Consider the following 12284-nt stretch of genomic DNA (forward strand, 5'->3'; position numbering starts at 1 on the left):
GACGCGACGCCCGGCACCGGGCAACTGGTGCGGGAGGCGATCGAACTCATGCGCGGGGCGCGCATCGCGGTGCTGACCGGGGCGGGGGTCAGTACCGACTCCGGGATCCCCGACTACCGCGGCGAAGGTGCACCGGCGCGCACGCCAATGACCGTGCAGCGGTTCCTCGCCTCCGAGGACGCGCGGAAGCGCTACTGGGCCGGCAGCCACCTCGGCTGGCGGCACTTCGGCAGCGCCCGGCCGAACGCCGGGCATCTCGCGCTCGCCTCGCTCGAGGCGGCGGGTGCGGTCACGGGCGTCGTCACGCAGAACGTCGACGGGCTGCACCGGCGGGCGGGCAGCCGTCACGTCGTAGAGCTCCACGGCGGCATGGACCGCGTCGTCTGCCTCGACTGCGGCCAGCACTACGCAAGACAGGCCGTCGCGGAGGAGCTCACCCTGCTGAACCCGGGGCTGGACCTGGAGCAGTCGATCCGCCAGGCGCCCGACGGCGATGTCGTCGTCGACGACGTCGAGTCGATGGTCATCCCCGTGTGCACGGTCTGCGGCGGCATCCTGAAGCCCGACGTCGTCTTCTTCGGCGAGTTCGTGCCGGCGCCGACCTTCCAGGCCGCCGCCTCCCTCGTCGCGGGGGCCGACGTGTTCCTCGTCGCCGGTTCCTCGCTCGTGGTGAACTCGGGCGTGCGGCTGATCGAGCAGGCGCGACGGCGGAAGCTCCCGATCGTCGTCGTGAACCGCGGGGTCACGAAGGGCGACTCCCGCGCGGCCGTCAAGATCGACGCCGGTGCGAGCGAGACGCTCACCGCCTTCGCCGAGGCGCTCGGTTCGTGAACCGGGCACGCGACATGCGAGAGTCTTCGACATGACGGATGCCCCGCGCCACCCCGAACCGACGCTGATCGCCCTCGTCCGCCACGGCGAGACCGAGTGGAACCGCGAGCGTCGCATCCAGGGCATGACCGACATCCCGCTGAACGACACCGGGCGCGCACAGGCCGCCGAGACGGGCGGTCGGCTCGCCGACGACCAATGGGACGCCGTCTACGCGAGCACCCTCTCGCGGGCGGCCGAGACCGCCGAGATCATCGCCGGGGTGCTCGAGCTGCCCGCGCCGCAGCTCATGCCCTCGCTCGCCGAGCGCAGCCACGGCGTGCTCGAGGGGCTGGACCACGCCGGCCGGATGGCGGTCGAGGCGCAGGCGGCGACGATCGAGGGGCTCGAGCCCCGTTCCACCGTCATCGCGCGAGCGAGCGCCGCGCTCGACGAGATCGCGGCGACCCACCCCGGCGGCAGCGTCGTCGTCGTCTCGCACGGCGGCGTCATCCACTCGCTCATCCTCGAGCTCAGCGACTGGACGCTGCCGGGAGCGGGCTACGCGATCACGAACGGCTCGGTGCACCTGCTGCGCCATGCCGCGGGCGCGCTCGAGCTCGTCGAGCCCGAGCGGCTCACGGGCACCGAGTCCTGAGGCCGGCGCGGCGCGGACGCGGGCGCGTCAGCCTCGTCGGCGCCCCGCGCGTCCCCTGCGCCCGCCGTGCTCGGCGACCGTGCGCCGCATGAGCTCGAGCAGGGTCGCCGCCGACCCGGCCCAGGTGTACTGCGCGGCGCGTTCGACCGAACGGGCCGAGTGCTCCTGCCAGATGTCGTCGGACTCGAGGTCGCCGAGCGCCCGCACGAGGTCGTCGGCGTCACCCGGGTCGAAGTACAGCGCCGCGTCGCCGCCGATCTCCCGGAAGATCGGGATGTCGCTCACGACGACGGGCGTGCCGAGGCGCATCGCCTCGATGAGCGGGATGCCGAAGCCTTCGGCCTTCGAGCCGTGCACGAGCGCGGTGGCGCCCGCGAGCAGCTCGGCGTACGCGGCATCCGTGACGCCGTCGTGGAAGACGAGCCGCGCCTCGGGGGCGAGCCGTGTGAGCCGCTCGCGCTCCTCGCGGCCGATCCGGCTGAGCAGGTGCAGCTCGTGGTCGGGCAGTGCCGCGACGGCCTTCACGAGCGTGTCGACGTTCTTGTACGGCATGTACGAGCCCATGTACACGAGCCGATGGCCGTCGGGGCGGACGCGCGGCAGCTCGGGCACGCCGAGGTCGTCGCTGGCGTTGGAGACGACCGTGATGGGACGGTCGGTGAGGTGGTGCTCGCGGATGAGCCCCGCCGTCGTCTCGGAGACGGTGACGACGGCGTCGGCCCGGTTGAGCAGCAGTCGCTGGGGCCACCACGCGAGGTGGTAGAGCCGCCAGAGCAGGCGCACGGGTGCGGGCAGATCGCGCGGCGGCGTGCGGTTCTCGTAGTAGATCAGGTCGTGCAGGGTCAGGAGGAGCCGGTAGTCGCGGCCCATCGAGCCCATCGTCTGCATCGGCGAGAACACGATGTCGGGACGCAGGCGGCGCACCTGACGGGCGACGAATGGCTCGCGGGCGCTCGTCGGCGCGCTCACGAGCTGCCACGGCAAGTCGGGCAGCATGTCGAGCTGGCGGTGGTCGCTCACGAGCATCGTGACGGGGTGCAGCTTCGCGAGCTCGGTGACGAGACCCGCGGTGAACCGGCTGATGCCGTCGTGGTGCCCGATGCGGGTGTAGCGGCAGTCGACGACGACCCTCATGCGTGCGACTCCGTGCGCAGGAAGCGGCCGATGCGCGCGGCGGCGTCGCCGGGGGTCTCGTAGTGGATGAGGTGCCCCACCTCGGGGATCACCTCGAGCTTCGCGTCTGGGAACCGGCCGACGAGGCGACGCTGCGCCTCGATCGGCGTCACGTCGTCGCGCTCGGCGGCGACGAGCAGGGTCGGCACGGCGATGCGCTCGGCGTACTCGCTCACGTCGTGGCTCACCGAGGCCCGGAACGCCTCGAGCAGCTGGTCGCGGTCGCCGAAGTCGGAGAAGTACCGGTCGTGCTGGTCGTGGATCCAGCGGCGGAGGTCGCGCTCGCCGGTCTTCGCCATGGTCACGCTCATCACGCGCACGACCACGCCGTTGCGCAGCAGCGCGAAGCCGGCCTTCTCGGGCAGTGCGGCGGCGGCGCGGTAGTAGAGCACCGCGAGCCGGGTCATGACGCCGCGGGGGCCCTGCAGCGCCGGAGCGCCGATCGGGTTCACGAGCACGAGTCGTCGCGGGGCGAGCCCGCCCGCGACGGCCGCCGACGACACGATCGACCCGAACGAGTGCCCCAGGAGGTCGTAGTCGCCCTCGATGCCGACGGCCGCGATGAAGGCGCCGAGCCAGCGCGCGTAACCGTCGATGTCGTGCTCGCGGTCGACGAAGGTCGCCGACTCGCCGAAGCCGGGCAGGTCGGGCGAGATGATCCGGTAGCCGGGCAGCTGCGCCACGACCGGCTCGAGGCCGTGGTGGTCGCCACGGAAGCCGTGCACGAGCACGAGCACGGGGGCATCCGCCTCGCCGTACTCCCACCATGCGGTCTCGGTACCGTCGACGTCGACCCGGTGGGCCCTGACGGGGATGCGGGCGAGCGCGGCGGCGTAGGGCGAATCGATCATCCCCGCCATTCTACGGATCCCGCCTGCACGGAAGCCCCGCGGGGGTCGCCGCGTCGCGGATGCCGCGGACACGCGCCGCGCCACCGCGGCGATGACGGTGGCGCTGCATAGCCTTTCGCACATGGATGCCACGAATGCCGCCCTGTGGGCGAACACCCTCGCCGTCTTCGACCTCGAGACCACCGGCATCGACGTCGACGTCAGCCGCATCGTGACGGCCCACGTCGGCGTGCTCGGCGCCGACGGCGAGGTGCTCGAGCAGCGCGAGTGGCTCGTCGACCCGGGCATCGAGATCCCGACGGCCGCCTCGCTCATCCACGGCGTGACGACCGAGCGCGCCCGTCTCGAGGGGCAGGCGGCGGCCACCGCCGTCGCCGAGATCATCGCGGCGCTCGCCGATGCCGCCGCCCGCGGCCTGCCGATCGTCGCCTACAACGCGGCCTACGACCTCACCATCCTCGAGCGCGAGGCCTCCCGGTACGGCCTCGCTCCCCTGCCGGGCCCCGGGCCGGTCATCGACCCGCTCGTCATCGACAAGGCGGTCGACAAGTACCGTCGCGGCAAGCGCACCCTCTCGGCCGCGGCCGAGCACTACGGGGTCGTGCTCGAGGATGCCCACAACGCCGGCGCCGACGCGATCGCCGCGGGGCGTGTCGCGCAGGCGATCGCGCGCACCCACCCCGAGCTCGCGACCATCGCCGTCGCCGAGCTGCACGCCCGCCAGGTCGACTGGTGCCGCGAGCAGGCCGAGAGCTACCAGTCGTGGCGCCGCCGCAACGGCGAGCCCGAGTTCACGACCTCGGGGGCGTGGCCGGTCCGCTGAGCTGGCCCGTTCCCGTCTCGATCGCGGACGCAGGCGTACACGAGCATGTCGCGTCGGGTTCCGCCGACGGGCATCCATGACCGCAGGAGCCCCTCGCGGGCGAAGCCGGTCGACTCGGCGACCGCGATCGAGGCGGTGTTCGACGGCTCGATGAACAGCTCGAGCCGCTCGATCGTGCCGAGCGTCCAGGCCCAGTCGACGACGAGCCGGACCGCGGCCGACGCGAAGCCTCTCCCCCGCGCCGACGGCGCCAGCCAGTAGCCGATGCCCGCTCGCCCACGGTCGTCGCGACGCGGCCACAGGCCGATCTGTCCGCGGGCGTTGTCGTCGCGGTCGGCGATCGCGAACGAGTAGCCCTCGCCGCGCGCGAACCGGCGCGCCTGCCGCGAGAGGTACCCCCTCGCCGTTCTCGGGTCGGCAACCGGCGGCACGGTCGTGACGAGCGGGATCATCGGATCGTCGGCCGCCTCGAGGATGAGCGGGACATCCTGCGGCCCGAAGGCTCGCACTCGCACGCGGTCGCCGTCGCCGTCGCCGAGCGTCGGCATTCCGGCTCGGCGGCCGTCGGATTCGCGCGTGGTCATCCGGCGACCGTACCAGCCGGGTCCGGGCACGACGAAGGGGCGGGCGACTCGCGTCGCCCGCCCCTTCGGTTCGGCTGGATTACTTGCCGAAGCCCTTGAAGCGCTGGTTGAACTTCTCGACGCGGCCGGCCGAGTCCATGATGCGCTGCTTGCCCGTGTAGAACGGGTGCGACTCGCTCGAGATCTCGACGTCGATGACCGGGTAGGTGACACCGTCGAGTTCGATCGTCTTGTCGCTCGTCGCGGTCGAACGCGTGAGGAACGTGGCGCCCGAAGCCAGGTCGCGGAAGACGATGGCGTTGTACTCGGGGTGGATGTCGGTCTTCATGGAGACTTCCTTGGATTTCGATTGAGAGAGCGGACGATGGTTGTGGAGCTCCCGCCGCGCGAACGCGGCACTTCGCGGTGCCGTTCAGCTGCGGGAAAGCATGTTGGCCGTAGGGCCAGCTAACGAGTTTAGCAGAATCGGAGGGAGAACTTCTCAGACGGCGCGCGCGGCGTATCGGCCGTCGCGCTCGCTGAGCTCGATCGTCATGTCGAAGGTCGAGCTCAGGTTCTCGGCGGTGAGCGCCTCGGCGAGCGGACCGGCCGCGACGATGCCGCCCTGCTTGACGAGGAGCGCGTGGGTGAACCCGACGGGGATCTCCTCGACGTGGTGGGTGACCATGACGATCGCGGGCGACGCCGGCGACGCGGCGTAGCCGCCGAGGAGGCCGACGAGCTCTTCGCGTGCGCCGAGGTCGAGGCTCGCCGCCGGCTCGTCGAGGAGCAGCAGTTCGGGGTCGGTCATGACGGAGCGCGCGATCTGCACGCGCTTCTGCTCGCCGTCGGAGAGGCTGCCGAAGCGGCGGCCCGAGAAGCCGTCGAGACCCCACTCCTTCAGCACGCGCTCGGCGCGGCGGAGGTCGATGTTCTCGTACTCCTCGTTCCAGCGGCCCGTCACCGAGTACGCGGCGGTGAGGATGACGTCGAGCACGGTCTCATCGCGCGGGATGCGACGCGCCATCGCCGTCGAGGCGAAGCCGATCATCGGGCGGAGCTCGAAGACGTCGACCTTGCCGAGCGCCTCCTGGAGGACCTCGGCCTTGCCGGAGGTCGGGTGCATGGCCGCGGCGGCGATCTGCAGCAGCGTGGTCTTGCCCGCCCCGTTCGGGCCGAGCACCACCCAGCGTTCGTCGGAGGCGACGCTCCACGTCACCGCGTCGAGGATCGTGTTGCCGTCACGAACCACCGACACGTCGCGGAACTGCAGAACCGTACTCGCACTCGCCATGCGTCAATGCTATCGGGAGCCGGAGGCCCGCCTGACGCACGCGACGGGGCGCACGCCCGATCAGCGCGCGAGCACCCGTTCGTACACCTCGATCGTGCGAGCGGCGATCGTGTCCCACGCGAAGTGCGTCTCGGCGCGGCGGCGCCCCGCGGCGCCCATCTCGGCCGCGCGGGCCGGATCGGCGACGACGCGGGTGAGCGCGTCGGCGAGGTCGCGCACGAATCGCTCGGGGTCGAGCGGCGTGCCGGTGCCGTCGTCGGCCTGCTCGATGGGCACGAGCACGCCGGTGACGCCGTCGTCGACGACCTCGGGGATGCCGCCGGTCGCGGTGCCCACGACCGGTGCCCCGCAGGCCATCGCCTCGAGGTTCACGATGCCGAGGGGCTCGTAGATCGACGGGCAGACGAAGGTCGTGGCCGCGGTGAGCAGGGCGGTCAGCTCGTGGCGGGGAAGGTGGCGGTCGATCCAGACGACGCCGTCGCGCTCGGTGCGGAGGCCGTCGACGAGGGCGGTGACCTCGGCCATGATCTCGTCGGTGTCGGGTGCGCCGGCGCAGAGCACGAGCTGCACCTCGGGCGGCAGCAGCCGCGCCGCGCGCAACAGGTACGGCAGCCCCTTCTGCCGGGTGATGCGACCGACGAACACGATGGAGGGGCGCTCGGGGTCGACGCCGAGCGCGCGCACCGCGGCGTCGTCGTGCAACGGCGCCCAGTCGGCGAGGTCGATGCCGTTGACGACGACGTCGACCTTCGACGGGTCGAGGGCGGGGTACGCGCGCAGGATGTCGCGTCGCATTCCCTCGCTCACGGCGATCACGGCGTCGGCGTCCTCGAAGGCGGTGCGCTCGACCCACGAACTCAGTCGGTACCCGCCGCCGAGCTGCTCGGCCTTCCAGGGCCGCAGCGGCTCGAGGCTGTGCGCGGTCACGACGTGCGGGACGCCGTGCAGGCGCTTGGCGGTCAGGCCCGCGAAGTTCGCGTACCAGGTGTGCGAGTGCACGAGGTCGGCCCCGGCGGCGTCGCCGGCCATCAGCAGGTCGACGGCCATCGTCGAGAGCGCCGGGTTGGCCTCGTCGAACGCGCTCGGGGTCGGATAGGCCTGCGTGCCGGGCTCGTCGCGGGGTGCGCCGAAGCACCGGACGCGCACGTCGATGCTGGCACGCAGGGCGCGGACGAGCTCTGCGGCGTGCACCCCGGCACCGCCGTACACCTCGGGCGGATACTCACGGGTGAGGAGGTCGACGCGCATGCAGGCAACGGTAGCGCAGGGGTGGAGGACACGGACCGAAACCCGAACGCGGGAAAGTCGCGTCGGCTGGTTACAGTTGCCTCATGGTTGCGCGCAAGGTCTTCGGAATCGTCCTCGCAGGTGGTGAGGGCAAGCGACTCATGCCCCTGACGGAGGACCGGGCCAAGCCGGCGGTGCCGTTCGGCGGGCAGTACCGATTGATCGACTTCGCGCTCTCGAACCTCTTGAACTCGGGCCTGCGCCAGGTGGTCGTGCTGACCCAGTACAAATCGCACTCGCTCGACCGGCACGTCTCCCAGACCTGGCGGCTCAACGGCCTGCTGAATTCCTACGTCGCCTCGGTGCCCGCGCAGCAGCGGCTCGGCAAGCGCTGGTTCTCCGGCTCGGCCGACGCGATCCTGCAGAGCCTCAACCTGATCTACGACGAGCGGCCCGACATCATCGTGGTCGTCGGCGCCGACCACGTCTACCGCATGGACTTCTCGCAGATGATCGACGCGCACGTCGAATCGGGTGCGTCGGCGACGGTCGCGGCGATCCGCCAGCCGATCGCGCTCGCCGACCAGTTCGGCGTGATCGAGGTCGACCCCGCGCGGCCGGGGCGCATCCACCGCTTCCTCGAGAAGCCGACCGACCCCGTCGGGCTCCCCGACTCCCCCGGCGAGGTGCTCGCCTCGATGGGCAACTACGTGTTCGACGCCGACGCACTCATCGACGCGGTGCTCCGCGACGGCGAACAGGCCTCCTCGAGCCACGACATGGGCGGCGACATCATCCCCGCGTTCGTCGCGCAGGGCGACGCCGGCGTCTACGACCTCCAGCAGAACGACGTCCCCGGCTCGACCGATCGCGACCGCTACTACTGGCGCGACGTCGGAACGATCGACTCGTTCTTCGAGGCGCACCAGGACCTGATCTCGGTGATGCCGGTCTTCAACCTCTACAACCGCGAATGGCCGATCTTCAGCCAGCAGCTGAACTCGCCGCCGGCGAAGTTCACCCGCGACGCGCGCGGCACGCTCGGCACCGTCATCGACTCGATCGTGTCGCTCGGCTCGGTGATCTCGGGGGCGCACGTCGAGCGCAGCGTGATCGGCCCGTGGGCGGTCGTCGGCTCGGGTGCGCACGTCTCGGACTCGATCCTCTTCGATCGCGCACGCATCGACGCCCGGGCGACGGTGCAGCGGGCCATCCTCGACAAGGAGGTCGTCGTCGAGGCGGGGGCGCGAATCGGCGTCGACCGCAGCGAGGACCTCGCCCGCGGCTTCATCGTGACCGACAGCGGCATCACGGTCGTCGGCAAGGGTTCGCGCGTTCGGGCGACCGCGTGAGCCCCGCCGCCCCGGGCCGCTCGCGCGGCCCGCTCGTGGTGCTCGACGCCGACTCGACCCTCATCCGCGAGGAGGCGATCGAACTGCTCGCCGAGGAGGCGGGCAGTCTCGAGCACGTCGCCGCCGTCACCGAACGTGCCATGCGCGGCGAGCTCGACTTCGCCGCGAGCCTGCGCGAACGCGTCGCCACGCTCGCCGGACTCGATGCGGCGGTGCTCGCCGCCGCCCGTGAGCGGATGACGCCCACCGACGGCGTCCAGGAGCTCATCGACGGCGTGCACGCGGCAGGAGGGCTCGTCGGCGTCGTCTCCGGCGGATTCCACGAGCTGCTCGACCCGCTCGCCGACCGTCTCGGCCTCGACTTCTGCCGGGCCAACCGCCTCGAGACCGCCGACGGGCGGCTCACCGGCCGCGTCGACGGCCCCATCATCGATGCCGGGGCGAAGGCGACGGCGCTCGAGGAGTGGGCGTTGGTCGGCGGCATCCCGCTCGGCCGCACCGTCGCCGTCGGCGACGGCGCGAACGACCTGCAGATGCTCGATCGCGCCGCACTCGGCGTCGCGTTCTGCGCGAAGCCCGTGGTGCGGGCGCAGGCCGATCTCGCGATCGACCGCCCCGACCTCAGCGCGGTGCTCGCGGTGCTCGGCCTGCGCGGCTGACTCAGCCCGCAAGCTGCCGCGGGCAGACGCCGGAGGGCCGGCACGCGTGGTCGCGTGCCGGCCCTCGGACGTCAGAGCTCGCTTCGGGTCAGTGCCCCATGCCGAGGCCGCCGTCGACCGGGATGACGGCGCCCGAGATGTAGCCCGCGTCGTCGTCGGCGAGCCACGCGACCACGCGCGCGACCTCGTCGGGCGAGGCGAAGCGGCCGAGCGGAATGTTCTTCTTGTACTCGGCCTGCTGCGCCTCGGGCAGCTCGTCGGTCATGTCGGTCTCGATGAACCCGGGCGCGACGACGTTGGCGGTGATATTGCGGGCGCCGAGCTCGCGCGTGAGCGAGCGGGCCATGCCGACGAGGCCGGCCTTCGACGAGGAGTAGTTCACCTGCCCCGCCGAGCCGTAGAGGCCCACGACGCTCGAGATCAGCACGATGCGGCCGAACTTCGCCTTGAGCATGCCCTTCGAGGCGCGCTTGACGACGCGGAACGCGCCCGTGAGGTTCGTGTCGACGACGCTCGTGAAGTCGTCGTCGCTCATGCGCATGAGCAGCATGTCGCGCGTGATGCCGGCGTTCGCCACGACGACCTCGACCGGGCCGAGCTCGGCCTCGATCTCGGAGAACGCACGGTCGACCGACTCGGAGTCGGTGACGTCGGCACGCACCGTGAGCGAGCCTTCGGGGCCTTCGCCCGAGCGGGCGGTCACCGCGACGCGGTGCCCCTGCGCGAGGAACTCGCGGGCGATCGCGTAGCCGATGCCACGGTTGCCACCGGTCACGAGGACGGTGCGGCTCGTCGTCATTCTGGACTCCGTTTCTGCAGGTTCGGCCGTGCGGCCCGTCCCAGCATAGATGCTCGCTCCACGGGGCATCCGACGGCCCGGAATCGACGTAGGCTTGAGGTGAAGAGGAGCGCCGCCAGGCCTGCGGCGACCAGCATGAAGCAGCAGTCGATCACCACGCTGCCGCCTTCGCCCGAGGCGGAGCGGCGCTCGCGCATGATCAAGTACACGATCGCCATGTCGATCCGCGTGCTCTGCATCGTCGCGATGCTCTTCGTCGACGGCTGGTGGCTCGCGGTGTGCGCGGCCGGTGCGATCTTCCTCCCCTACTTCGCGGTCGTCCTCGCGAACGTCGGAAGCCCGAGACGCACCAACCGGGTGCTCCGCCCCGGCGGCCTCGTGCGTCGCACTCCCCCGCCGACCGCCGCTCCCGGCGGCCCCGAGACCACCGACCGTCGCGACGACGAGCGAGGAGCCGCATGATCGGCGGATTGGGCGGCGCGCCCGAGCAGGGCACGTGTTCGCGATCCGGATGCCGCGAGGCAGCCCTGTGGCGCATCGACTGGCGCAACCCCCGCATCCACACGGGCGACCGCGGCAAGACGTGGCTCGCCTGCGACGAACACGTCGACTACCTCCGCGGCTTCCTCGAGGCCCGGTCGTTCCCGGTCGCCGTCGCGCCGTTCGACGCCTCGTCCGAGGACTCTGCTGCGGAGGCCGGCGCATGAACGAGTGGCGCTTCCTCCTCGCGCCGCGCTGGGCCGGCTACCTCGCGCTCACCGTGATCTTCGCCATCGCCTGCTCGGCGCTCGGCACGTGGCAGCTCAACCGTCGCGCCGAGGCGCTCGCCGAGGTCGCCCGCATCGACGCGAACTACGACGCCGCACCGATCCCGCTCGCCGAGGCGCTCCCCGACCCCGCGGAGTTCGATGTCGACCAGCGCTGGCAGGTCGTCGCGATCTCGGGCGAGTACCTGCCTGCCGAAGAGGTCGTCGTGCGGAACCGGCCGATGGGCGGCAGCACGGGCTTCCAGGTGATCACCCCGTTCCAGCTCGACGACGGCACCGTGTTCATGGTCGACCGCGGCTGGATCGCCCAGAACTCCGACGGACGCCCGAGCGAGATCCCGGCGCCGCCCGCGGGCGAGGTCGAGGTGACCGCCCGTCTCAAGGCCGGCGAGGGGCGCATCGAGGGTCGCACCTCGACGGGCATCGAGTTCGCGACGATCGACCTCGACGAACTCGCCGAACGCGTCGGCGAGCCGGCCTACACGGGCGCGTACGGCATCCTCGTGCAGTCGGGCGACGATGCGGGCGAGCCGCCGCTCGCGGCCCCGCGCCCCGAGCGCGACGAGGGTCCGCACCTGTCGTACGCGCTGCAGTGGTACGTCTTCGCGCTGCTCGCCTTCATCGGGCTCGCCTGGGCGGCGAACCAGGAGCGCAAGGGCCTCGCCGAGGCATCCGGCCAGTCTGAGGCCTCGCCACGCGCGCCGAAGCGACCGAAGCCGCAGAGCAAGGGCGGCGAGGACGCCGACTACGAGGACCAGGTGCTCGACCGGCGGTGAGGCGTCTCGTCCTTCTCGCCGGCTGATGTCCGCCAGTCGGTCTCGGCCGACTCGAGCGGCGTCGACAACGCGCGGCGAAGGCGCGATCTGAAGATGAGGGCGAGACGCGCGAGAACGACGAGCGCGAGTACCGCGGCAGCCTGCAGCAGCGCGAGGATCGGGCTGCCCGCCTGGGCGTTGCCGATCACGACGGAACCGACGACCACGACGACGATGGCGCCGACGCTCGCAGCGACGATCACTTCGATGCAGCGCAGCGAGGTACGGGCCATCACCGTTCCCCGGTGCACACGTTGCACGAGCAGCGCGACCATCGTCAGCACGATGAGCCCGAGCACCGTGAACGCGATCGTCGTCGCGAGCAAGGGCTCGCGCAGCGCGGCGAATTCGGGGAGGCTCGCCGCGACCGCAGCGGAGAGGCCCGGTGCGACGATGACGAACCCCGCCCCGCCGAGGAACCCCACCGCGATGAGCGACTGCGTGACCACGACGACGGCCAGCGACAGGCGCGGGAATCCTGACTCCATCTATC

16 protein-coding genes are annotated in these 12284 nt (G+C 71.7%); 8 read left to right on the plus strand and 8 right to left on the minus strand.

The window, feature by feature from the left end:
* Nucleotides 1-48: 48 nt before the first annotated feature.
* Together ACFVAJ_RS14445 and ACFVAJ_RS14450 are read left to right on the plus strand one after the other, a co-directional pair.
* The gene (locus ACFVAJ_RS14445; protein WP_376945836.1) at nt 49-831 is read left to right on the plus strand and encodes a Sir2 family NAD-dependent protein deacetylase; all 783 of its coding nucleotides are present in this window, start codon (nt 49-51) and stop codon (nt 829-831) included.
* Nucleotides 832-862: 31 nt separating this feature from the next.
* A complete protein-coding gene (locus ACFVAJ_RS14450) occupies nt 863-1468 on the plus strand; it encodes a histidine phosphatase family protein (RefSeq protein WP_376945238.1) in 606 nt (201 codons plus the stop codon).
* 27 nt (nt 1469-1495) lie between these two features.
* Here the strand turns inward: ACFVAJ_RS14450 and ACFVAJ_RS14455 are convergent, their stop codons facing one another.
* Nucleotides 1496-2602: a glycosyltransferase family 4 protein gene (locus ACFVAJ_RS14455; RefSeq protein ID WP_376945240.1), complete on the minus strand. Its 1107-nt coding sequence runs from the start codon at nt 2600-2602 to the stop codon at nt 1496-1498.
* Nucleotides 2599-3492 carry an alpha/beta fold hydrolase gene (locus ACFVAJ_RS14460; RefSeq protein ID WP_376945242.1) on the minus strand — a complete coding sequence of 298 codons (894 nt, stop codon included), beginning with the start codon at nt 3490-3492 and terminating at the stop codon, nt 2599-2601. The genes ACFVAJ_RS14455 and ACFVAJ_RS14460 overlap by 4 nt, the downstream gene beginning before the upstream one ends.
* Before the next feature lie 121 nt (nt 3493-3613).
* Between ACFVAJ_RS14460 and ACFVAJ_RS14465 the strand changes: the two genes are divergently transcribed.
* On the plus strand, nt 3614-4315 hold the full coding sequence (locus ACFVAJ_RS14465) for a 3'-5' exonuclease (RefSeq protein ID WP_376945244.1): 702 nt from the start codon (nt 3614-3616) through the stop codon (nt 4313-4315).
* On the opposite strand, the gene ACFVAJ_RS14470 is transcribed toward ACFVAJ_RS14465, so the two are convergent.
* The 4 genes from ACFVAJ_RS14470 to glgA form a co-directional block, all read right to left on the minus strand.
* Complete coding sequence (locus tag ACFVAJ_RS14470; protein ID WP_376945246.1) at nt 4246-4899, minus strand: GNAT family N-acetyltransferase; 654 nt, start codon at nt 4897-4899, stop codon at nt 4246-4248. The genes ACFVAJ_RS14465 and ACFVAJ_RS14470 overlap by 70 nt on opposite strands.
* 79 nt (nt 4900-4978) lie before the next feature.
* Nucleotides 4979-5227, minus strand: a complete 249-nt coding sequence (locus ACFVAJ_RS14475; RefSeq protein ID WP_376945248.1) for a type B 50S ribosomal protein L31 — start codon at nt 5225-5227, stop codon at nt 4979-4981.
* 153 nt (nt 5228-5380) lie between these two features.
* A complete protein-coding gene (locus ACFVAJ_RS14480) occupies nt 5381-6172 on the minus strand; it encodes an ABC transporter ATP-binding protein (protein WP_376945250.1) in 792 nt (263 codons plus the stop codon).
* A gap of 60 nt (nt 6173-6232) precedes the next feature.
* Nucleotides 6233-7420, minus strand: coding sequence for a glycogen synthase (glgA, locus tag ACFVAJ_RS14485; protein WP_376945252.1), 1188 nt, complete (start codon nt 7418-7420; stop codon nt 6233-6235).
* An 83-nt stretch (nt 7421-7503) separates the two neighbouring features.
* Between glgA and glgC the strand changes: the two genes are divergently transcribed.
* Entirely contained in the window at nt 7504-8751 is a 1248-nt protein-coding gene (glgC, locus tag ACFVAJ_RS14490; RefSeq protein WP_376945254.1) for a glucose-1-phosphate adenylyltransferase, read from the plus strand.
* Nucleotides 8748-9410, plus strand: a complete 663-nt coding sequence (serB, locus tag ACFVAJ_RS14495; protein ID WP_376945256.1) for a phosphoserine phosphatase SerB — start codon at nt 8748-8750, stop codon at nt 9408-9410. The genes glgC and serB overlap by 4 nt, the downstream gene beginning before the upstream one ends.
* Before the next feature lie 88 nt (nt 9411-9498).
* On the opposite strand, the gene ACFVAJ_RS14500 is transcribed toward serB, so the two are convergent.
* Nucleotides 9499-10209, minus strand: a complete 711-nt coding sequence (locus tag ACFVAJ_RS14500) for a beta-ketoacyl-ACP reductase (RefSeq protein WP_376945258.1) — start codon at nt 10207-10209, stop codon at nt 9499-9501.
* 135 nt (nt 10210-10344) lie between these two features.
* On the opposite strand from ACFVAJ_RS14500, the gene ACFVAJ_RS14505 reads away from it, so the two are divergent.
* From ACFVAJ_RS14505 to ACFVAJ_RS14515, 3 genes are read left to right on the plus strand one after another with little or no spacing between them, the layout of a single operon-like run.
* Nucleotides 10345-10671, plus strand: coding sequence for a DUF3099 domain-containing protein (locus ACFVAJ_RS14505; protein ID WP_376945260.1), 327 nt, complete (start codon nt 10345-10347; stop codon nt 10669-10671).
* Nucleotides 10668-10916 (plus strand): hypothetical protein, encoded by a 249-nt coding sequence (locus ACFVAJ_RS14510; RefSeq protein WP_376945262.1) that lies wholly within the window; start codon nt 10668-10670, stop codon nt 10914-10916. Before ACFVAJ_RS14505 ends, ACFVAJ_RS14510 begins: the two co-directional genes overlap by 4 nt.
* The gene (locus ACFVAJ_RS14515) at nt 10913-11752 is read left to right on the plus strand and encodes an SURF1 family protein (RefSeq protein ID WP_376945264.1); all 840 of its coding nucleotides are present in this window, start codon (nt 10913-10915) and stop codon (nt 11750-11752) included. The genes ACFVAJ_RS14510 and ACFVAJ_RS14515 overlap by 4 nt, the downstream gene beginning before the upstream one ends.
* On the opposite strand, the gene ACFVAJ_RS14520 is transcribed toward ACFVAJ_RS14515, so the two are convergent.
* Nucleotides 11722-12279: a DUF2975 domain-containing protein gene (locus ACFVAJ_RS14520; protein WP_376945266.1), complete on the minus strand. Its 558-nt coding sequence runs from the start codon at nt 12277-12279 to the stop codon at nt 11722-11724. The genes ACFVAJ_RS14515 and ACFVAJ_RS14520 overlap by 31 nt on opposite strands.
* Between the last annotated feature and the right edge of the window lie 5 nt (nt 12280-12284).

The organism is Agromyces sp. NPDC057679, from assembly GCF_042799635.1.
Classification (GTDB): domain Bacteria; phylum Actinomycetota; class Actinomycetes; order Actinomycetales; family Microbacteriaceae; genus Agromyces.

Bases quoted from the DNA above. Each gene is read 5' to 3' on its own strand.
- ACFVAJ_RS14450 (WP_376945238.1), top strand. From the start codon at position 863: ATGACGGATGCCCCGCGCCACCCCGAACCGACGCTGATCGCCCTCGTC.
- ACFVAJ_RS14500 (WP_376945258.1), bottom strand. From the start codon at position 10,209: ATGACGACGAGCCGCACCGTCCTCGTGACCGGTGGCAACCGTGGCATC.
- ACFVAJ_RS14505 (WP_376945260.1), top strand. From the start codon at position 10,345: ATGAAGCAGCAGTCGATCACCACGCTGCCGCCTTCGCCCGAGGCGGAG.
- ACFVAJ_RS14455 (WP_376945240.1), bottom strand. From the start codon at position 2,602: ATGAGGGTCGTCGTCGACTGCCGCTACACCCGCATCGGGCACCACGAC.
- ACFVAJ_RS14515 (WP_376945264.1), top strand. From the start codon at position 10,913: ATGAACGAGTGGCGCTTCCTCCTCGCGCCGCGCTGGGCCGGCTACCTC.
- glgA (WP_376945252.1), bottom strand. From the start codon at position 7,420: ATGCGCGTCGACCTCCTCACCCGTGAGTATCCGCCCGAGGTGTACGGC.
- ACFVAJ_RS14475 (WP_376945248.1), bottom strand. From the start codon at position 5,227: ATGAAGACCGACATCCACCCCGAGTACAACGCCATCGTCTTCCGCGAC.
- ACFVAJ_RS14480 (WP_376945250.1), bottom strand. From the start codon at position 6,172: ATGGCGAGTGCGAGTACGGTTCTGCAGTTCCGCGACGTGTCGGTGGTT.
- ACFVAJ_RS14445 (WP_376945836.1), top strand. From the start codon at position 49: ATGCGCGGGGCGCGCATCGCGGTGCTGACCGGGGCGGGGGTCAGTACC.
- ACFVAJ_RS14520 (WP_376945266.1), bottom strand. From the start codon at position 12,279: ATGGAGTCAGGATTCCCGCGCCTGTCGCTGGCCGTCGTCGTGGTCACG.
- ACFVAJ_RS14470 (WP_376945246.1), bottom strand. From the start codon at position 4,899: ATGACCACGCGCGAATCCGACGGCCGCCGAGCCGGAATGCCGACGCTC.
- ACFVAJ_RS14460 (WP_376945242.1), bottom strand. From the start codon at position 3,492: ATGATCGATTCGCCCTACGCCGCCGCGCTCGCCCGCATCCCCGTCAGG.
- ACFVAJ_RS14510 (WP_376945262.1), top strand. From the start codon at position 10,668: ATGATCGGCGGATTGGGCGGCGCGCCCGAGCAGGGCACGTGTTCGCGA.
- glgC (WP_376945254.1), top strand. From the start codon at position 7,504: ATGGTTGCGCGCAAGGTCTTCGGAATCGTCCTCGCAGGTGGTGAGGGC.
- ACFVAJ_RS14465 (WP_376945244.1), top strand. From the start codon at position 3,614: ATGGATGCCACGAATGCCGCCCTGTGGGCGAACACCCTCGCCGTCTTC.